Below are 17,559 nucleotides of genomic sequence, written 5' to 3' on the forward strand. Positions count from 1 at the left end.
GTCTCAGAATTCCCAGGTGAAAACCAGTTTCAGATAATGGCGATCATAGGCGGGGGCATCTAACAAATAGTCAAGTGTCTCTGCAGGTGCGAGCGTGCTTGCGGCAAGGCGGCAATTGACCTCCTGCACCCCGCCGATGGCGCCGTAATCGGCCATGCAGGTGTCTTCGCGCAGATTTCCGCCCAGAATCGTCTGCGCCGTCAAGGTGGCAAATGCGCGTTTGCCGATGCGCCGCTGCAGGATCACGCCGAGGGTCAGGGCCGGGTCGATGCGGTATTTCTCGCCCCGCTCGCCGGTGCTGGCGCCCCAGAGGACGCCGAGGCCGGGGGTCACCTGGGTCAGGAAGGTGACGCCGAGGTCGGTCCAGTCGGTGGAGTACCAGCGGTCGAAGTCAATGGGGGTGCCATCGGCCAGCTCATACCCGCCGGCGCGGACGCTGCGCACATCGGCCGAGAGCTGCGAGCCTTCGCGGATGCCGATCAGGAAGGTCTTGCGGTTGCGTTCGGGGAAGGGGGCCGGGTCGGCGGCAAGGGGGCCAGCCAAGAGCACCGCCGCGAGGGCGCCCCGCAGGACGGATCTTGGGCGCAAGGCGCGGGCGGTCGTCATGGAAATGGCTTTGCGGCACAATGAGAAAAAGGCGCACCCGCGGGGGCGCGCCTTTCATGTCATGTCACTCTTTCAGGCGTCTGACCAGAGGTCCGGTTATTTGCCGTCCCAGCCCGAGATCGCCTTCACGTCGAGGAATTCCTCGATGCCCCAATGCCCGCCCTCGCGGGCACGGCCGCTGGCCTTGACGCCGCCGAAGGGCGCGCCGGCGCCGCGGGACTGGCCGTTCATCTCGACCATGCCGGATTTCAGCTGGCGGGCGAGGCGGTTGCGCCGCGCGCCATCGGCGCTTTGCACATAGTTGGTCAGGCCGTAGATCGTGTCATTGGCGATGGCGAGCGCCTCTTCCTCGGTGTCGAAGGGGATGATCGACAGCACCGGGCCGAAGATCTCTTCCTTCTCGATGGTCATGCCGGGGACCACGTCGGCGAACACCGTCGGGCGCACGAAATAGCCGCGGTTCAGGCCATCGGGACGGCCGAGCCCGCCGGCGACAAGGCGCGCGCCTTCCTCGATGCCCTTGGCGATCAGACCCTGGATCTTCTCATACTGCGCGGCCGAGACGACCGGGCCGATATGGGCGCCGGTTTCCTTCGCGGGCGCGACGCGGGTGGTCTCGGCGACCTCACGGGCGATGTCCACGGCGCGGTCGTAGAGCGGGCGTTCGACCAGCATCCGCGTGGGGGCGTTGCAGGACTGGCCGGAGTTGTTGAAGCAATGCCGCGCGCCGCGGCGCACCGCGTTGTCATCGGCATCGGCAAAGATCAGGTTGGCGCCCTTGCCCCCCAGCTCGAGGCAGACGCGCTTGACGGTGTCGGCAGCGGCCTTGGTGATGGCGATGCCGGCGCGGGTGGATCCGGTGAACGAGATCATCTCCACATCCGGGTGGGTGGACAGGCGGGTACCGACGCCGAGGCCATCGCCGTTCACCAGGTTGAAGACGCCGGGGGGCACGCCGGCCTCGTGGACGATCTCGGCGAACAGGAGCGACGACAGCGGCGAGACTTCGGAGGGCTTGAGCACCATGGTGCAGCCGGCCAGCAGCGCCGGGATCGCCTTCAGCGTGACCTGGTTCATCGGCCAGTTCCAGGGCGTGATAAGCCCGACCACGCCCACGGGCTCCAGCGCGATGCGGGTTTGCGGGGCTTGGGGACCCAGCGGGCGCAGGAATTCGAAATCCTTGAAGGCGGTGATGAAGTTCTGGATGTGCCAGGCGCCGGCTTCGGCCTGATCGTCCACCGCCATGTCGATCGGCGCGCCCATTTCGAGGCTGATCGCAGCGCCCATTTCGGCCTGCCGGCGCTTGTAGATCTCGAGGATCTTCTCGACATAGGCCAGCCGCCCCGCCGGGGCGGTGGTGGCCCAGCCTGGCAGTGCGGCCTTGGCGGCGGCAACGGCGGCGTCGGTATCGGCTTCCGAGCCCAGCGAGATTACGGCGCAGACCTCCTCGGTGGAGGGGTCGATCACGTCGCAATCATTCGGGGCGGCCGGGGCGACCCAGCGGCCGTTGATGTAGAAGTCGCGTTTCTCGATCATCGCAAGTCCATCCTCTGCAATCCTGGGCAGGCTAGCGCTTCACCTTGCCCCTGTCAGACCGTTCCCGTGGCGGTTGTCACACAGGCCCCCCTGCGCCGATGCACAGACGGGCTTTGGGCCAGGGCTTGGTCTCCTCCGGCGCAGAGCCTATCACCGCGCTTTGGCAACGCCAGCCCATATCCACGAGGGCAGCCCGCCGTTTCCCAAAGTGGCGGGGTTTTGCTAGGCTGGGCGTAACGCCACAAGAAGACGGAGAAATCCAGAATGTCGGTTCCGATGATGAAAAGCTCGCAGCCCACGCCCGACCCCGAGCGGGCCAATGCGTTCGAGCCTTCGCCGCTGTCGCTGCGGCTGTTCACCCAGAAGAAGACCAACCTGAAAGGGGCCGACTACCCGGCGCCCTATGCGGGCGGGCGCTGGAAGATCCTGGTGATCGGGTCGGACCAGAAATACCTGAAGATGGCCAATGGCACCTGGTTCTCGACCGGGAACCATCCGGTGGAAACCCTGCTGCCGATGTATCACCTGGCCAAGGCCGGTTTCGGATTCGACATCGCCACCGTGTCGGGCGCGGCGGTGGAGTTCGAGCATTGGGCGATGCCGACCGAGGATGCGGCGGTGCAGGGCTTCTACCAGAGCTGGCTGGGCAAGTTCGACCAGCCGCGGACACTGGCCGATGTGGTGGCAACCTCGCTGGGGCCGGACAGCGACTATATCGGCGTGTTCATTCCCGGCGGGCATGGCGCGCTGATGGGGCTGCCGGAAGACCCGAACGTGAAGGCGGTTCTGCAATGGGCGGCGAGCCACAACCGCTTCGTGATCTCGCTGTGCCACGGGCCCGCGGCGTTTCTGGCGCTGGGCAAGGACAACCCGTTCCGCGGCAGGAAGATCTGCGCCTTTGCCGACCGGGTCGACGCGCATACGCCGAAGATCGGCTACATGCCCGGCAAGCTGACCTGGAAGTTCGGCGAGCATCTGACGGCGCAGGGCTTCACCATCACCAACAAGCTTATCAGCGGCGCGACCTGCAAGGATGGAAGGCTGCTGACCGGCGACAGCCCGCTGGCCAGCAATGCGCTGGGCAAGCTGGCGGCGACGGAGCTGCTGGCGGCCGTGAAGGCGATGTAAGCCGCGCGTACCCCATACATTTCCCACCCTTGCCCTTGCCGCCCCCGCGCGGCACCTTGCCCCGATCTTCTGGGAGGAGGGCATCATGCGCGCAGGTCTTGGGTTTTTGGTCGCGGGCTATGTGCTCAGCCAGTTCTACCGCGCGTTTCTGGCGGTGCTGGCCCCGGTGCTGGATGCGGAAATCGGCGTGCGGCCCGAGGATCTGGCGATCTCGTCGGGGCTGTGGTTCCTGGCCTTTGCGGTGATGCAGATGCCCGTTGGCTGGGCGCTGGACCGGATCGGGCCGCGGCGCACGGCAGCGGCGCTGCTGGCCTTTGGCGGCGGCGGCGGGGCGGCGGTCTTCGCGCTGGCGCAGGGGCCGATGGCGCTGCACCTGGCGATGGTGCTGATCGGGATCGGCTGCGCGCCGGTGCTGATGGCCTCCTACTACATCTTCGCGCGGATGTTTCCGCCGGCGATCTTCGGCACGCTGGCCGGCGCGATCATCGGCGTGGGCTCGCTGGGCAACATCGCCGGCGCGGCGCCCTTGGCGGCGCTGGTGGAGCTGGCGGGCTGGCGCGAGACGCTGTGGGGCCTGACGGCGGTGACGCTGCTGGTGGCGGGCGCGATCTGGCGGCTGGTGCAGGATCCGCCGCGGGCGACGGCGGCGGGCGGCAAGTCGGAAGGCTCGGTGCTGGACCTGCTGCGGCTGCCGGGGATGTGGGCGATCATGATCCTGATGGCGGTGGCCTATGCGCCGGCCGCGTCGGTGCGCGGGCTGTGGGCGGGGCCCTATCTGGGGCAGGTGTTCGGCGCGGATGCAGGCACCATCGGCACCGTCACGCTGGGGATGGCGCTGGCGATGGTGGCGGGGAACTTCGCCTATGGGCCAGTGGACCGGATCTTCCGCAGCAAGAAATGGCCGGTGTTCGGGGGCAACGTGCTGGGGGCCCTGTGCCTTGCGGTGCTGTGGCTGGCGCCCGATGCGGGGCTGTGGACGGCGGCGGCGCTGCTGGCGGGGCTTGGCCTCTTCGGGGCCTCCTTCCCCGCGATCATGTCCCATGCGCGGGCGTTCTTTCCGCCGCATCTGGTGGGGCGCGGCGTGACCTTCATCAACATGTTCGGCATCGGCGGGGCGGGCCTCATGCAGTTCGCCAGCGGCCGGGTGTTCGAGGCGGCGGGCGGGGATGGCGCGGATGTGGCGGGGGCTTATGGCATCCTGTTCCTGTATTTCCTCGTTCCGCTGGTCATTGGATTGGGCCTTTACCTTTTCAGCCGCGACAGCCGGGGCTAGACAGGGGCAGGCCCCCTGCCCCGGAGCGCAAGCCATGATCGTCTATCCCCGCGAATGGTCGCGGCGCCAGAATTCGGCCTTCGCCTCGATTGCCGAGGCGGCGGGCGGCGGGCGCCGTTTGGCATTCATCGGCCTGTCACTGCGCGGGTTTCCGGAAACGCGGGCGCGGGCTGCCGAGGCGATGGCGCGGGCCAAGCGGCAGCCGAAGGGGCGGCTTGGCCGGGCGCTGAAGGCGGCGCTGATTGCGGCGCAATACAACTGGGCGCGGCGCTATTTCGCGCGGCATCCGGGGCATGTGGCGATGTGCTGGAACGGGCTGACCGGATCGCGCCGCGCCTTCATGCAGGGCGCCTTGGACGCGGGCGCGCGGCGGCTGTTCGTGGAACTGGCGCCGCTGCCGGGGCGGATCACGCTCGACCCGCTTGGGGTGAATGCCGAAAGCAGCGTGCCGCAGGGGCGGGCGTTCTATGACGATTGGGCGGCGGGCGAGCCGTCGCGCAGCGGCGAGGGCTGGCGCGAAGCAGGCGCCGGGCTGGTGGCCCGCGCCTCGCGCCGGGCCGATGTGGGGCAGGCTGGGGCCGACAGCCTTGGCGATGCACCCTTCCTGTTCGTGCCGCTGCAGGTGCCCGATGACAGCCAGATGCGGCTGTTCGCCGGCTGGGCCGGCAGCCTTGACGGGTTCATTGCGGCGCTGGGCGAGGCGGCGCGCGGGCTGCCGGAAGGCTGGCACCTGCGGGTCAAGGAGCATCCTTCGGCACGCGTGTCGCTCGCCCCGCAGATCGCGGCAGCCACAGACGCCTCTGGCGGGCGGATCGTGACCGACAATGCCACCGACAGCTTCGCGCAGGTGGCGGCGAGCCGGGGGGTGGTGACGATCAACTCCTCGATGGGCCTGCAGGCGTTCTTCCATGACAAGCCGGTAATCGCCACGGGCCGCGTCTTCTGGGCGCAGCCGGGGCTGGTGACGGTGGCGGGCAGTGCCGATAGCCTCGCCACCGCCTTCGCCAATGCCGAAACGCTGGCCTTCGATGCCGGTTTTCGCGCAGGGTTCATAAGCTGGCTGGACCGGGAGTATTACCTGCGCGTGACCGAAACGCCGGAGGGCGACTGGCAGCTTGACCCTGCGGCCGTGCGCAAGGTTCTGGCCTCTGCTCCCAAGCCCTGAAAACGCGATTCCGCTTCCCCCGGCCCGTCCCATCGGCTAAGGGACCGCGTCCTTTATGCATGGAGGTCCCTCATGGGCTACAAGGTCGTTGTTGCCGGTGCCACGGGGAACGTGGGCCGCGAAATGCTGAACATCCTCGCCGAACGGGAATTCCCCGTGGACGAGATCGTCGCGCTTGCCAGCCGCAAGTCGCTGGGCACTGAAATCAGCTTTGGCGACAAGACCCTGAAGACCAAGGACCTGGATACCTTCGACTTCACCGGCTGGGATATCGCGCTGTTCGCCATCGGGTCGGACGCGACGAAGATCTATGCACCGCGCGCCGCCGCGGCGGGCTGCGTGGTGATCGACAACTCCTCGCTCTACCGCTACGACCCCCAGGTTCCGCTGGTGGTGCCCGAGGTGAATGCCGAGGCCGTCGATGGCTACAAGGCCAAGATGATCATCGCCAACCCCAACTGCTCGACCGCGCAGATGGTGGTGGCGCTGAAGCCGCTGCATGACCGGGCGCGGATCAAGCGCGTGGTGGTGGCGACCTATCAATCCGTGTCGGGCGCCGGCAAGGAAGGCATCGACGAGCTGTGGGACCAGACCAAGGGCATGTATGTGCCGGGTCAGGAAGTGGCGCCCAGCAAGTTCACCAAGCAGATCGCCTTCAACGTGATCCCGCATATCGACGTCTTCCTGGACGATGGCTCGACCAAGGAAGAATGGAAGATGGTCGCCGAGACCAAGAAGATCCTCGACAAGCGCATCAAGGTCACCGCGACCTGCGTGCGCGTGCCGGTGTTCGTGGGCCATTCGGAAGCGATCAACATCGAATTCGACGAGCCGCTGGACTGGCAGGAAGCCACCGACATCCTGCGCGAGGCGCCGGGCGTGCTGGTGATCGACAAGCGCGAGGACGGGGGCTACATCACCCCGGTCGAATGCGTGGGCGATTACGCCACCTATGTCAGCCGGATCCGGCAGGACCCGACGGTGGACAATGGTCTGAACATCTGGGTCGTGTCGGACAACCTGCGCAAGGGCGCGGCGCTGAACGCGGTGCAGATCGCGGAAGTGCTGGGCAAGCGTTGCCTGAAGAAGGGCTGACGTTCGGGCAACGGCCCGGTGAAATTTCGCTGACGGATCGGGGCGCCTTCGGGCGCCCCTTGCCATTTGGGGGGCTGGGGCAGAGCCTGAGCGCGTTCGACTCGGGAGGATCGTCGATGCGCCTGTTGCCCCCTGCCCCCCTGATGCTGGCCCTGCTGATGCTGGGCGCCCCCGCCGTGGCCGAGACCTTCACCGCCGAGGCGCAGGTGGCGCGCGTCACGCTTTACCCCTGGGGAGCGACGGTGACGCGCGAGCTGCGGATCGACGCGCCCGCCGGGCAGCATGAACTGATGGTGCCGAACCTGCCGCTGGAGACGGATGCCTCCAGCCTGCGGGTTATCGCGCCGGCGCTGAAGATCGGGGCCGTGAGCCTCGCGCAGGGGCGGCTGGCCCCGGTGGAGCCCGAGAAGACCGCCGCCGTGCTGGCCGCCGAGGCCGAGGTGGAGCGGCTGGAGGAGGTGGTGCGCAACCGCGACGCCGGGATCGCCGCGATCCGCCTGCGCGCGGATGCAGCGGGTGAGCAGTTGGCCTTCCTGCGCGGCATCGGCAGCGGCGACGAGGGCCCCGCGCCCGACCCGGCCCGGCTGCGGGCGCTGGCGCAAATGGTGGGCGAGGAGGCACTGGCCGCCTTCACCGCCGCGCACCGCGCCGAGCAGGAGGCACTGGCGGCCGAGCGGGCACGCGAGGAGGATATCGAGGCGCTGGACGCGGCCCGCGCCGCGCTGGACACGCTGGTCGCCGGGGACGGTGACCGCGCCGCGCTGACGCTGGCCTTCGAAACGGAGGGCGGCGCGGCGGAGCTGGAGATCATCACCCATACCGAAGGCGCCAGCTGGGAGCCGGTCTATGACCTGCGCCTGACGCGCGGCGAGGCGCCAATCCTGGCCGTCGAGCGCGCGGTACTGGCCCGGCAGCAAACCGGCGAGGACTGGCTGGGGGTGGAGCTGACCTTCTCGACCGCGCGCCCGGCGGAACGCTCGGCCCCGGGCGAGCTGTGGCCGGAACTGCTGCGGGTCGGACCGCCGCAGCCAGAGATGCCGATGGCAGCCGGGCGGATGGAGATGGACATGGTCATGGCCGCCCCGGTGGCCGAGGCGATGGTCGAGGAGGCCGAGGTGGAAATGCAGGGCGCGACCGTCACCTGGCGCTACGCAGGCACGGTGGACCTGCGCGACGGCGCCGATGCGCTGCGGCTGCGGCTGGGAGACCTGACGCTGGAGCCGGAGCTGCAGGCGGTGGCGGTGCCGCGGCTGGAGACGGTGGCCTATCTGCAGGCCGAGGTCGTGAACGATGGCGCCGAACCGCTGCTGCCGGGACCGGCAACGCTGTTCGTGGATGGTGCGATGGTCGGGCAGGCGCATCTGCCGATGGTGGCGGCGGGGGATGAGGTGGAGCTGGGCTTCGGGCCGATCGACGGGATCGTGCTGTCCCGCGAGGTTCCTGCGCGCAGCGGCGGGGATCGCGGCGTGATTTCGCGCAGCGAGCGCATCGATGAAGTGGCGCTGCTTCGCGTGGAGAACCTGACGGGCGAGGCCTGGCCGATCCGACTGATCGACCGGATTCCCTATTCGGAACAGGAGGATCTGACGATTACCTCGCGCGCCACCCCGCCCGCGACCGAGACCGATCCGGACGGCAAGCGCGGCATTCTGGTCTGGGAGTTCGACCTTGCCCCCGGCGCGGAACGTGAGGTGCGGCTGGAGCATAGCCTGACCTGGCCGGAGGAGCTGGAGCTGCAATAGGGCTGCTGGAAAGCACATGGAAACAATACTGTTTTCATGTGCCTGCAAGCCGGGGGGCCGTCTGCCCCCCGCGCCCCCCGAGGATATTTGGAAAAGGCAAAGAAAAAGAGCGGGGCGGTCAGGCCCTGCGTTCTGCCAGTCGGATGGTGGCGGCGGGAGGGGGCGCGGCGACCGCGGACCGGATCACTGCCGGTCGGCGGGCTTGTCCTGTGCCATTAGCGCGCTGACGACCGTATCGGGCAGCGCCTCGGCGGCATAGCCGAAGGTGCCGTGCCGCCGCGCCCCCGCATCCGACAGCTCGGCCACCGTATAGCTTTTGCCCTTCAGCCCCATCAGCACGTTCACCGGCCTGTCCACCTCGCGGCAGACGGTTTGGATCGCCTCGAGGTCCGGCAGGCCGGGGGCGTAGAGCACATCCGCCCCCGCCTCGGCGAAGGCTTGCAGGCGCCGGATCGTATCGGCCAGATCGGGGCGGCCCCAAAGGTAGTTTTCCGCCCGCGCGGTCAGCAGGAAGGGCAGGCCGCGGGCCGCCTCTGCCGCAGCGCGGATCCTGTCGACCGCATGGGACAGGTCGTAGATCGGCGCCTCGGCATCGCCGGTCGCATCTTCGATGGACCCGCCCACGAGGCCGGTCGCGGCGGCCATGCGGATCGTCTGGGCACAGATCTCTGGCGCGGCGCCAAAGCCATCTTCAAGGTCGGCGGAAACCGGGAGGTCGGTTGCGGCGACGATCTCGGCGGCATTGTCCAGAATCTCGGCCCGGCCAAGGCCCGCGAAGGAATCGCGCTTGCCCTTCGAGAAGGCATAGCCAGCGCTGGTGGTCGCCAGCGCCTCGAACCCAAGAGAGGCCAGCAGCCGCGCCGATCCGGCGTCCCAGGGGTTGGGAATGACAAAGGCGCCGGGCCCATCATGCAGGGCCTTGAAACGGGTGAACTGGGCGGTCTGGTCGGGCATGGCGGCCTCCGGGGTGGTGTCCGGGCCAAGACTAGCAATCCTGATCGTGAAAGCAGCAGATACTTTTGGCCTTGAGTGCCGGGGCCGCCGATGGGCCGCCGCCGTCATGGGCCGCAGTCATGGGCCGCAGTCATGGGCCGCAGTCATGGGCCGCAGTCATGGGCCGCAGTCATGGGCCGCAGTCATGGGCCGCAGTCATGGGCCGCAGTCATGGGCCGGCACCAGCGCCCGCCCGCGTGCGGTGCCTGCGGGGCGCGCGGCAAGCGCTGGTCTGGTGCCTGTGTTGCGCACCTTCTGGCGAGGAGGCTGGCGCAGCACGCGGACTCAGCCCCAGTCCGACCGGGTCCACCCAGGGTGGACCGATGCGGTGCCTCTCAAGCGCCTGCGCGCAAACGGCAACAGTCCGCCCCCCTCAGGCCGCACGCCCCGTGCGGTAGGGCGGCGCCGGGACCCTCCTCTCGGCCCCTGCTGCCGGCGCGGCCCCCTCCGCCAAAACCTGCCCGGGAAAGGCAGCGCGGAAGCGTAGGGTCAGCTCCGCCAGCGGCTGGCCGATTGCGGCGCTGTCGATCAGGCGGTGGTCGGCGGGCCAGCTGTGCAGGGCCAGAACGCCATCCGTGCCGAGCCGCAGCACGAAGCCCGCCGCACGCAGGCGCGATTGCAGGTCGAGCCAGCCGAGCGCCTCGGTAAAGGCGAGGTGAACGGCAAGGGGCGGTGCGCCGCATGACATGGCTTGCGGTGCCTCTGTCGCCGGGGCCTGCTGCTCCGACTGCGCGGGCTTGGGCAGCACGCTGTCGCCCCGGGCGGCGCCTTGCCAGGCGGCACAGCCCGCTTCCCCCTGCGCTGCCCCGCCCGCGCCAAACACATGGGCGAGCGTGGCGCGCAGCAAGTCCTGCGGGGTTTTCCCGGCGTCACGCGCGGCGCGGCTGATCGCGGCGATCAGCTCCACAGGCAGGTTCAGCGAGACAAGACGCATGGTGTCACCGGGCGCAGGGGTTCCTGCGCCCCAGGCTGACCGATTCCGGTTAAGGCCGGGTTTGCGGCGAGGCGGCATGCGCCCCGCCCGTCCTTCACACCGTGACGAAGCCGCCGCTGGCCGGGTCATACTGCATCAAGGTGCCATCGCCGATGTTGTTCCACAGGCCATGGATCGACATTTCCTGCGATTCGACCGCCGCCTTCACGAAGGGAAAGCCCATCAGGTTTTCAAGGCTGATCAGCACCGCCTGCTGTTCCAGCGCGCGGATACGTTCGCCCTCGGGCAGCCCCGCCACCCGCTCATAGCCGGGGCGCAGGATGTCCATCCAGCGGCCGACGAAGCTGGTGCGCTCCTCAAGCTCGGGCGCCTGGCCCGAGCACATGTCATGGCAGCCGCGCACGCCGCCGCATTGCGAATGGCCCATCACGATCAGATGCGCGACCTTCAGCGCCGTCACCGCATATTCCACCGCGGCCGAGGTGCCGTGATAGTCGCCATCGGGCGCGTAGGGCGGCACCAGGTTGGCGACGTTGCGGTGAATGAAGAATTCCCCCGTGTCGGCCCCGAAGATCGAGGTGACATGCACCCGGCTGTCGCAGCACGAGATCACCATGGCGCGCGGATGCTGGCCATCCTCGGCGAGGCGGCGATACCAGACGCGGTTTTCGGTGAAGGTGGTCGCGCGCCATCCCTGATAGCGCTGGATCAGATACGAGGGCAGCGGTCTTGCATTTTGCATGTGTCGCTCCTGGCGTCCCGGTCTTGGGAAGGCTGGCCCCAGATACGCGAGCATTGCCGGAATTTCGAGAGCTTTTCTGCGCGCGCATCAATGATTTCTTGAGGGATGGGCCCGAGTCTTGCGCAAGGCGTGGGGGCGCCGGGACCAAGGGGTGATGGGGTGATGCAATCTGTTCAACGTCGCGGCGTGGCCCGCGGTGCTGCGCCGGCGACGCTGGTGCATGACGAGGGGGTGCGGCTGGATGGCGACCGGCTGGTCGCGCTCTATGCCGAGCTGGGCGAGGCGGGAGCCGAGGCGGTGATCTGCCGCGCAATGGAGGATCTGGCGACAGCGCTGGCCGATCTGCAGCGGCTGGCGATGGCCTGCGATCTGGTGGCCATGCCAGGCCGGGCGCGGCTGCTGGCGCGTGTTGCAGGCGATCTTGGGATGTCCAGCCTGTGCCGGGTCGCCGAAGACGCGGCGCTGTGCGCGGGGCGCGGCGACATGCCTGCGCTGGCGGCGGTGCTGGCGCGGCTGGTGCGGATCGGGGACAGGTCGCTGACGGCGGTGTGGGATCTGCAGGACCGGGATTGAGGGGGGGTGGAGCTTAGGGTTCTTCGCCGATCTCGGGCCTTCCAGTCGGGCGGGACAAGGCTAGGCACTGCCTCGCCCCCGCCCGTGCGGGACGTGTCACCCGCAGCCGGTGGCAGCACGAAACCGGGGAGGACAGCGCCCGACCTGGTGGGCGAGAAGCGCCCGCCGAGGGGTGATGAGCGACAAGAAATCCTCCAGTGGAGGATTTCCGCGAAGGACGCCCGGCCTGTGGCCGGGCCGGGAGGGCGGGCGCTGGCCGGCCCTTTGGGGGCCCGTCCGGTACAAATGGTGACGTCGGGGCGTGGCGAAGGCGATGGCCTTCGCCACGGGGAGCGGGTCGCAAGGGCGAGACACTGCCTGCCGCCCGCTGCCTCTTGCAGGCCCCCGCCAAAGGGCTAGGCTGCCGCCAGTGCAACCACCCCCGAGGCCCGTCCATGTCCCTGTCCTTCGCCGATCCCTCCGCTCCGTCGCTGCCGCTGCATGTGGTGGACAAGGCGGCGCTGGCCGCCTGGAGGGACACCCTGCCGGCACCCGCCCAGGCCTGGCTGACGGGGTCGGGTTTTGCCGCCGGGCTCGGCGAGATCTGCCTGCTGCCGGGCGCGGAGGGCGCGCTGGCGGGGGCGGTGATCGGCCATGGCGACGCGGCGGCGCGGGCGCGGGGGCGGTTCTGGCTGGCCAAGGCCGCGGACGCCCTGCCGGCGGGCGCGTGGCATTTGGAGGCGAACCTGCCGACCGAGGAGTTGGAGGAGGCGGCGCTGGGCTGGCTGCTGGCCGGCTATCGCTTCGGCCGTTACCGCACCGGCAACGCCGGCCCCTCCGCGATCCTGAAAGCCCCCGAAGGCGTCGATGCCGCCCGGCTGGAGGTGATCGCCAATGCCGAGGCGCTGACGCGGGACCTGATCAACACCCCCGCCTCGGATCTCGGGCCCGAGGAACTGGAGGCGGCCTTTGCGGCTCTCGCCGCGCGCTTCGGTGCCGAGGTAACTGTGATCCGCGGCGAGGAGTTGCTCGCGCAGAACCTGCCGATGATCCACGCCGTCGGCCGCGCCTCGCCGCGCGCGCCGCGGCTGCTGGAGATGCGCTGGGGCGATGTGGGCCCGCGGCTGACTCTGGTCGGCAAGGGGGTGTGCTTCGACACCGGGGGGCTCGACCTCAAGCCCGCCGCCGGCATGGGGCTGATGAAGAAGGACATGGGCGGAGCCGCCACGGTGATGGGGCTGGCGCAGATGATCATGGGGCTTGGGCTGCGGCTGCGGCTGCGGGTGCTGGTCCCGGCGGTGGAGAATGCGGTGGCCGGCAACGCGATGCGCCCGCAGGATATTCTCACCAGCCGCAAGGGCCTGACGGTCGAGGTGAACAACACCGATGCGGAAGGGCGGCTGATCCTGGCCGACGCGCTGGCGCTGGCGGATGAAGAGGCGCCCGACTGCCTGATCTGCATGGCGACGCTGACCGGGGCTGCGCGGGTGGCGCTGGGGCCGGACCTGCCGCCGTTCTATACGGATGACGAGGCGCTGGCGGCGGCCATCACGGCGGGTGCGGCGCAGGCGCGTGACCCGCTGTGGCGGATGCCGTTCTGGACGCCCTATGACCCGCTGATCGAGCCGGGCATCGCCGATCTCGACAACGCGCCCTCGGGAGGGATGGCCGGGTCGATCACCGCCGCGCTGTTCCTGCGCCGGTTCGTGATCCAGACCCCCCGCTTCGCGCATTTCGACCTTTACGGCTGGCAGCCCACCGCCGCCCCCGCCCGCCCCAAGGGCGCCGCCGCGCAGGGCGCGCGGGCGCTGCTGGCCGCGCTTCCAGACATCCTCGGGCCGGAGATCCTGACCCAATGACCGACCGCCGCGCCACCCCCGCCACGCCGCGCATCGCCTTGGCCTCGCTGCAGGGCGTGCTCGAGGCGCCCGCCTGGACCAATGGCAGCCCTGCCCGCATTGCCGCGCCGCTGGCTGACCTGCTGGCCACCCCCAGTGGAGCGCGGGACCGGCAGGTGCTGTTCGGCGACCGGGTGACGGTGATCGAGCACTATCAGGGCTTCGGCTTCGTCATGGCGGCGAAGGACAGCTATTGCGGCTGGGTGGCCGAGGCCGCGCTAGGCCCCGACATCGCGCCGACCCACCGCATCGCTGCCCCCGCGACGCATCTCTACCGTGCGCCAAAGCTGTCCACGCCGGACGTCTGCACCCTGTCCTTCGGCGCCCGCCTGACCATCGCGGCGGAGCATGAGCGCTTTGCCGAGACCCATGACGGCTTCTTCGTGCCCCGCGCCCATATCGCCCCGGCCGAGGAAACCGAGGCGGATGCGGTAACGGTGGCCGAACTGTTCCTGGGCACGCCCTATCTGTGGGGCGGCAATTCGCGGGCGGGGATCGACTGCTCGGGGCTGGTGCAGGCGGCGCTGCTGGCCTGCGGCGTGGAGTGTCCCGGCGACAGCGACCAGCAGCGCGAGGCGCTTGGCCATCTGGTCCCCTCGCACGGCCCGTTCCAGCGCGGCGATCTGTTCTTCTGGCCCGGCCATGTGGCGATGGCGGTGGATGACCAGCGGCTGATCCATGCCAACGGGTTTCGGGCTGCCACCACCCATGAGGGCATCGAGACCTGCATCGCCCGGATCGAGGCGCAGGGCGAGGGCCCGCTGCTCTGCGTCAAACGGCTTTAGTCCACCAGCCTAGTCAACCGGCCGGATCAGCTTGCGCTCCAGCACCCGCAGCACGGTCGGCAGATCCTGCCCGCGCCGCAGCACCTGCCCGTCCATGCCGATGACGGCATAGAGCCCCTGCTTGCCGCGCAGGCGGGGCCGCTTCTCGATGCGGTAGAGCGGGTTCTCGGCGCTGCGCCGGAAGACGCAGAACACCGCGACCTCGCGCAGGAAGCTCATCCCGTAATCGCGCCACTCGCCCGCCGCGACCATGCGGCCATAGAGCGACAGCAGCGCCGACAGCTCGGCACGGTCGAAGGCCACCTGATCGGGGATCATGGCAGCACCGGGACCGGGGATGGGCGGGGGTGTGAACACCGACATGACGGGAGTGTGACAAGTCGGGGGCAGCAAGGCAAGCGGCGGGTTGGGGAACCGCTCGGGGGAGGAGGCTGGCGTTTGTCGCCCTGCCCGCCCAGCCATCCTTGGCGAAGGCCATCGCGTTCGCCACGCGTTGTGCCGGGTCCATTTGCACCGGACGGGCCCCCAGAGGGCCCGGCCAGCGCCCGCCCCGCCTCTGGCGGGCGCTTCTCGCCCGCCAGGTCGGGCGCTGCCCTCCCCCGGTCTCTCGCGTCCAGCGGCTCCGGGCGACATGTCCCGCACGGGCGGGGCGAGGCAGTGCCTCGCCTTTTCCCGCCCGAATCGAGCGGTCCGAATTGCGATAGCATCTCAGCCCCCCATACCAACCCTTCCCCGCCCCTCCCCGCATTGCTAGCCTCGGGACAGGACAGGACCGAGGAGACCCCCATGAAACTGCTGCGCTATGGACCGAAGGGGCAAGAGAAGCCCGGGCTGCTGGATGCCGAAGGCCGCGTGCGCGATCTGTCGGGCATCCTCCCCGACCTTGCGGGCGAGGCGCTGCTGCCCGGCAGCCTGCGCCGGATCGCGGCGCTGGACGAGGCCTCGCTGCCTCTGGTCGAGGGCACGCCGCAGCAGGGCCTGCGGCTGGGGCCTTGCGTCGCCGGCACCCAGAAGTTCATCGCCATCGGGCTGAACTATGCCGACCATGCTGCCGAATCCGGGATGGCGGTTCCGACAGAGCCGGTGGTGTTCAACAAATGGACCAGCTGCATCAGCGGGCCCGACGACGATGTGGAACTGCCGCGGGGCTCCACCAAGACCGACTGGGAGGTGGAGCTTGGCGTCGTCATCGGTCAGGGCGGGCGCTACATCGACCAGGCCAGCGCTCTGGGCCATGTCGCCGGCTATTGCGTCGTCAACGACGTGTCGGAACGGGAATGGCAGACCGAACGCGGCGGCACCTGGGACAAGGGCAAGGGCTTCGATACCTTCGGCCCCGTCGGCCCCTGGCTGGTGACGCCCGATGAAGTCCCCGACATCGCCGCGCTGGGCATGTGGCTGGAGGTGGACGGCCAGCGCATGCAGACCGGCAGCACCGCCACCATGATCTTTGGCGTGGCCGAGATCATTGCCTATGTCAGCCGCTTCCTGACCCTGACCCCCGGCGACATCCTCACCACCGGCACCCCGCCCGGCGTCGGCATGGGAATGCGCCCGCCGCGCTACCTGAAGGCGGGCGAGGTGATGCGGCTGGGGATCGACGGGCTGGGGATGCAGACGCAAGCTGTGGTGGCGGCGCGCTGAGTTGACATTCGCGTGACCCCACGGAAGCCTGTCTTCTGCAAGTCACACTGCCGCGTATAGTCGCCCCTTACGTAACCCGTCAGCAACCCAATCAGGGAGCCAACCAGTGAAACTGCAAGCGAAAATCGTAGGTCTCGGCCTTGTTCTCGTGGCCGGCATGGCCGTTGCCAAGGAGGGGGTGACCAACCCCGTCGTCAAGGAACGGATGGACCTGATGCAGGTGGTGCGGGTGAATACCGGCGCGCTGGGCGACATGGCCTCGGGCAAGGCGACGTTCGACGCGGCCAAGGCCGCCGAGGCACAGGCGGCGCTGGTGGCGGCGGCTGCCGGGATTCCGGCGAAGTTCGAGCCCGAGGAAACCGACCCGGTGTCCGAAGCCAAGCCCGAGATCTGGATGATGTTCGACGAGTTCACCGCCAAGGCGAAATCGCTGGAAGAGGCGGCGGCCGCGGTCGATACCGCCTCGCTCGACGGGGTCAAGGCCGGGATGGGGCCGGTGGCCGAGTCCTGCAAGGCCTGCCACACCGACTACCGGATGTAAGCCGAAGGGGGCGCCAGTGGCGCCCCTCTCAGCGTTCAGCCGCAATAGACGCGGCTGATCCGGTCCTGCTCGTCGATCGCGATGTTCAGCCGCGCCTCGAGGTAGTCCATCGTCACCATCTGCCCGGGGTTGATCACCCGCAGCTGCTGGGAAAAGCGCATCGTCTCCAGCGTGCTGGCCGGCTGACCGACCAGTCGCTGCAGGCCCGCTGCCCCACAAGCGTCCGCCACAGGCCCTGGACCCGGCGCAGGGCCAGAGCCGCCTTCCGTCACGCAGGCAGCCAGCAGCAGCAATGCCGCGCCCCCTGCCAGATGCCGTCCGGGAAATCCTGCCATCGTCGCCTCCTTTGTCGGTTGCACCAAGCCCGGCTTTCGCACAGTCTCCGCGCCCAAGGATATCAGCCCGGACCACAAACAGGGAGTCACAGACATGAGAACGCGCGCCGCGGTGGCCATTGCCGCCGGAAAACCGCTGGAGATCATGGAGGTGAACCTTGAAGGCCCCAAGGCCGGCGAGGTTCTGGTGGAGATCAAGGCGACCGGCATCTGCCATACCGACGAGTTCACGCTGTCGGGCGCGGACCCGGAGGGGCTGTTCCCCGCCATCCTCGGCCATGAGGGCGCTGGCGTCGTGCTGGAATGCGGCCCCGGCGTCACCACGCTGAAGCCGGGCGACCATGTCATCCCGCTCTACACGCCCGAATGCCGGCAATGCCCCAGCTGCCTCAGCCAGAAGACCAACCTCTGCACCGCGATCCGGTCGACGCAAGGCCAGGGCCTGCTGCCGGATGGAACCACCCGGTTCTCGATGCTCGATGGCACCCCGATCCACCATTACATGGGCTGCTCGACCTTCGCCAACCACACCGTGGTGCCAGAGATCGCGCTGGCCAAGGTCCGCGATGACGCGCCCTTCGACAAGATCT

Annotated in this window: 18 protein-coding genes; 11 read left to right on the forward strand and 7 right to left on the reverse strand. The window is 69.1% G+C overall.

Annotated elements, in window-relative coordinates; genetic code table 11:
• Positions 1-3: 3 nt before the first annotated feature.
• Complete coding sequence (locus GVY41_RS18085) at positions 4-606, reverse strand: hypothetical protein (protein ID WP_161348410.1); 603 nt, start codon at positions 604-606, stop codon at positions 4-6.
• Between the two features lie 96 nt (positions 607-702).
• Entirely contained in the window at positions 703-2,142 is a 1,440-nt protein-coding gene (locus GVY41_RS18090; protein ID WP_161348411.1) for an aldehyde dehydrogenase family protein, read from the reverse strand.
• Positions 2,143-2,406: 264 nt separating this feature from the next.
• Here GVY41_RS18090 and hchA point away from each other — a divergent pair, with 264 nt between their 5' ends.
• The 5 genes from hchA (at position 2,407) to GVY41_RS18115 (ending at position 8,545) form a co-directional block, all read left to right on the forward strand.
• On the forward strand, positions 2,407-3,270 hold the full coding sequence (gene hchA, locus GVY41_RS18095) for a glyoxalase III HchA (protein ID WP_161348412.1): 864 nt from the start codon (positions 2,407-2,409) through the stop codon (positions 3,268-3,270).
• Between the two features lie 85 nt (positions 3,271-3,355).
• A complete protein-coding gene (locus GVY41_RS18100; RefSeq protein WP_161348413.1) occupies positions 3,356-4,543 on the forward strand; it encodes an MFS transporter in 1,188 nt (395 codons plus the stop codon).
• A 34-nt stretch (positions 4,544-4,577) separates the two neighbouring features.
• On the forward strand, positions 4,578-5,708 hold the full coding sequence (locus tag GVY41_RS18105) for a capsular polysaccharide export protein, LipB/KpsS family (RefSeq protein WP_161348414.1): 1,131 nt from the start codon (positions 4,578-4,580) through the stop codon (positions 5,706-5,708).
• A gap of 72 nt (positions 5,709-5,780) precedes the next feature.
• Positions 5,781-6,803 carry an aspartate-semialdehyde dehydrogenase gene (locus tag GVY41_RS18110; protein ID WP_161348415.1) on the forward strand — a complete coding sequence of 341 codons (1,023 nt, stop codon included), beginning with the start codon at positions 5,781-5,783 and terminating at the stop codon, positions 6,801-6,803.
• Between the two features lie 116 nt (positions 6,804-6,919).
• Positions 6,920-8,545, forward strand: a complete 1,626-nt coding sequence (locus GVY41_RS18115) for a DUF4139 domain-containing protein (RefSeq protein ID WP_161348416.1) — start codon at positions 6,920-6,922, stop codon at positions 8,543-8,545.
• Positions 8,546-8,728: 183 nt separating this feature from the next.
• Here the strand turns inward: GVY41_RS18115 and GVY41_RS18120 are convergent, their stop codons facing one another.
• The 3 genes from GVY41_RS18120 to GVY41_RS18130 form a co-directional block, all read right to left on the reverse strand.
• The gene (locus GVY41_RS18120) at positions 8,729-9,499 is read right to left on the reverse strand and encodes an isocitrate lyase/PEP mutase family protein (RefSeq protein WP_161348417.1); all 771 of its coding nucleotides are present in this window, start codon (positions 9,497-9,499) and stop codon (positions 8,729-8,731) included.
• 412 nt (positions 9,500-9,911) lie between these two features.
• Complete coding sequence (locus tag GVY41_RS18125) at positions 9,912-10,472, reverse strand: hypothetical protein (protein ID WP_161348418.1); 561 nt, start codon at positions 10,470-10,472, stop codon at positions 9,912-9,914.
• Positions 10,473-10,566: 94 nt separating this feature from the next.
• On the reverse strand, positions 10,567-11,214 hold the full coding sequence (locus tag GVY41_RS18130) for a carbonic anhydrase (RefSeq protein ID WP_161348419.1): 648 nt from the start codon (positions 11,212-11,214) through the stop codon (positions 10,567-10,569).
• 162 nt (positions 11,215-11,376) lie between these two features.
• Between GVY41_RS18130 and GVY41_RS18135 the strand changes: the two genes are divergently transcribed.
• The 3 genes from GVY41_RS18135 (at position 11,377) to GVY41_RS18145 (ending at position 14,449) form a co-directional block, all read left to right on the forward strand.
• Entirely contained in the window at positions 11,377-11,787 is a 411-nt protein-coding gene (locus tag GVY41_RS18135) for a hypothetical protein (protein ID WP_161348420.1), read from the forward strand.
• Between the two features lie 434 nt (positions 11,788-12,221).
• Entirely contained in the window at positions 12,222-13,625 is a 1,404-nt protein-coding gene (locus GVY41_RS18140; protein WP_161348421.1) for a leucyl aminopeptidase family protein, read from the forward strand.
• Positions 13,622-14,449, forward strand: coding sequence for a C40 family peptidase (locus GVY41_RS18145; protein ID WP_161348422.1), 828 nt, complete (start codon positions 13,622-13,624; stop codon positions 14,447-14,449). Before GVY41_RS18140 ends, GVY41_RS18145 begins: the two co-directional genes overlap by 4 nt.
• A gap of 9 nt (positions 14,450-14,458) precedes the next feature.
• Here the strand turns inward: GVY41_RS18145 and GVY41_RS18150 are convergent, their stop codons facing one another.
• Complete coding sequence (locus GVY41_RS18150) at positions 14,459-14,767, reverse strand: DUF2794 domain-containing protein (protein WP_161656927.1); 309 nt, start codon at positions 14,765-14,767, stop codon at positions 14,459-14,461.
• A 468-nt stretch (positions 14,768-15,235) separates the two neighbouring features.
• Between GVY41_RS18150 and GVY41_RS18155 the strand changes: the two genes are divergently transcribed.
• Both GVY41_RS18155 and GVY41_RS18160 read left to right on the forward strand, forming a co-directional pair.
• Positions 15,236-16,093, forward strand: a complete 858-nt coding sequence (locus tag GVY41_RS18155; protein WP_161348424.1) for a fumarylacetoacetate hydrolase family protein — start codon at positions 15,236-15,238, stop codon at positions 16,091-16,093.
• A gap of 106 nt (positions 16,094-16,199) precedes the next feature.
• The gene (locus tag GVY41_RS18160) at positions 16,200-16,634 is read left to right on the forward strand and encodes a c-type cytochrome (RefSeq protein ID WP_161348425.1); all 435 of its coding nucleotides are present in this window, start codon (positions 16,200-16,202) and stop codon (positions 16,632-16,634) included.
• Between the two features lie 35 nt (positions 16,635-16,669).
• On the opposite strand, the gene GVY41_RS18165 is transcribed toward GVY41_RS18160, so the two are convergent.
• Positions 16,670-16,969: an I78 family peptidase inhibitor gene (locus tag GVY41_RS18165; protein ID WP_161348426.1), complete on the reverse strand. Its 300-nt coding sequence runs from the start codon at positions 16,967-16,969 to the stop codon at positions 16,670-16,672.
• A gap of 94 nt (positions 16,970-17,063) precedes the next feature.
• Here GVY41_RS18165 and GVY41_RS18170 point away from each other — a divergent pair.
• Positions 17,064-17,559 (forward strand): alcohol dehydrogenase catalytic domain-containing protein (locus GVY41_RS18170; protein WP_161656928.1); only part of this gene is annotated, 496 nt, incomplete at its 3' end.

This window comes from Frigidibacter albus, from assembly GCF_009908165.1.
Lineage (GTDB): Bacteria > Pseudomonadota > Alphaproteobacteria > Rhodobacterales > Rhodobacteraceae > Frigidibacter > Frigidibacter albus.

Excerpts from the sequence above, each read along its gene's own strand:
- GVY41_RS18085 (WP_161348410.1), bottom strand. The coding sequence starts at position 606 with ATGACGACCGCCCGCGCCTTGCGCCCAAGATCCGTCCTGCGGGGCGCC.
- GVY41_RS18090 (WP_161348411.1), bottom strand. The coding sequence starts at position 2,142 with ATGATCGAGAAACGCGACTTCTACATCAACGGCCGCTGGGTCGCCCCG.
- hchA (WP_161348412.1), top strand. The coding sequence starts at position 2,407 with ATGTCGGTTCCGATGATGAAAAGCTCGCAGCCCACGCCCGACCCCGAG.
- GVY41_RS18100 (WP_161348413.1), top strand. The coding sequence starts at position 3,356 with ATGCGCGCAGGTCTTGGGTTTTTGGTCGCGGGCTATGTGCTCAGCCAG.
- GVY41_RS18105 (WP_161348414.1), top strand. The coding sequence starts at position 4,578 with ATGATCGTCTATCCCCGCGAATGGTCGCGGCGCCAGAATTCGGCCTTC.
- GVY41_RS18110 (WP_161348415.1), top strand. The coding sequence starts at position 5,781 with ATGGGCTACAAGGTCGTTGTTGCCGGTGCCACGGGGAACGTGGGCCGC.
- GVY41_RS18115 (WP_161348416.1), top strand. The coding sequence starts at position 6,920 with ATGCGCCTGTTGCCCCCTGCCCCCCTGATGCTGGCCCTGCTGATGCTG.
- GVY41_RS18120 (WP_161348417.1), bottom strand. The coding sequence starts at position 9,499 with ATGCCCGACCAGACCGCCCAGTTCACCCGTTTCAAGGCCCTGCATGAT.
- GVY41_RS18125 (WP_161348418.1), bottom strand. The coding sequence starts at position 10,472 with ATGCGTCTTGTCTCGCTGAACCTGCCTGTGGAGCTGATCGCCGCGATC.
- GVY41_RS18130 (WP_161348419.1), bottom strand. The coding sequence starts at position 11,214 with ATGCAAAATGCAAGACCGCTGCCCTCGTATCTGATCCAGCGCTATCAG.
- GVY41_RS18135 (WP_161348420.1), top strand. The coding sequence starts at position 11,377 with ATGCAATCTGTTCAACGTCGCGGCGTGGCCCGCGGTGCTGCGCCGGCG.
- GVY41_RS18140 (WP_161348421.1), top strand. The coding sequence starts at position 12,222 with ATGTCCCTGTCCTTCGCCGATCCCTCCGCTCCGTCGCTGCCGCTGCAT.
- GVY41_RS18145 (WP_161348422.1), top strand. The coding sequence starts at position 13,622 with ATGACCGACCGCCGCGCCACCCCCGCCACGCCGCGCATCGCCTTGGCC.
- GVY41_RS18150 (WP_161656927.1), bottom strand. The coding sequence starts at position 14,767 with ATGATCCCCGATCAGGTGGCCTTCGACCGTGCCGAGCTGTCGGCGCTG.
- GVY41_RS18155 (WP_161348424.1), top strand. The coding sequence starts at position 15,236 with ATGAAACTGCTGCGCTATGGACCGAAGGGGCAAGAGAAGCCCGGGCTG.
- GVY41_RS18165 (WP_161348426.1), bottom strand. The coding sequence starts at position 16,969 with ATGGCAGGATTTCCCGGACGGCATCTGGCAGGGGGCGCGGCATTGCTG.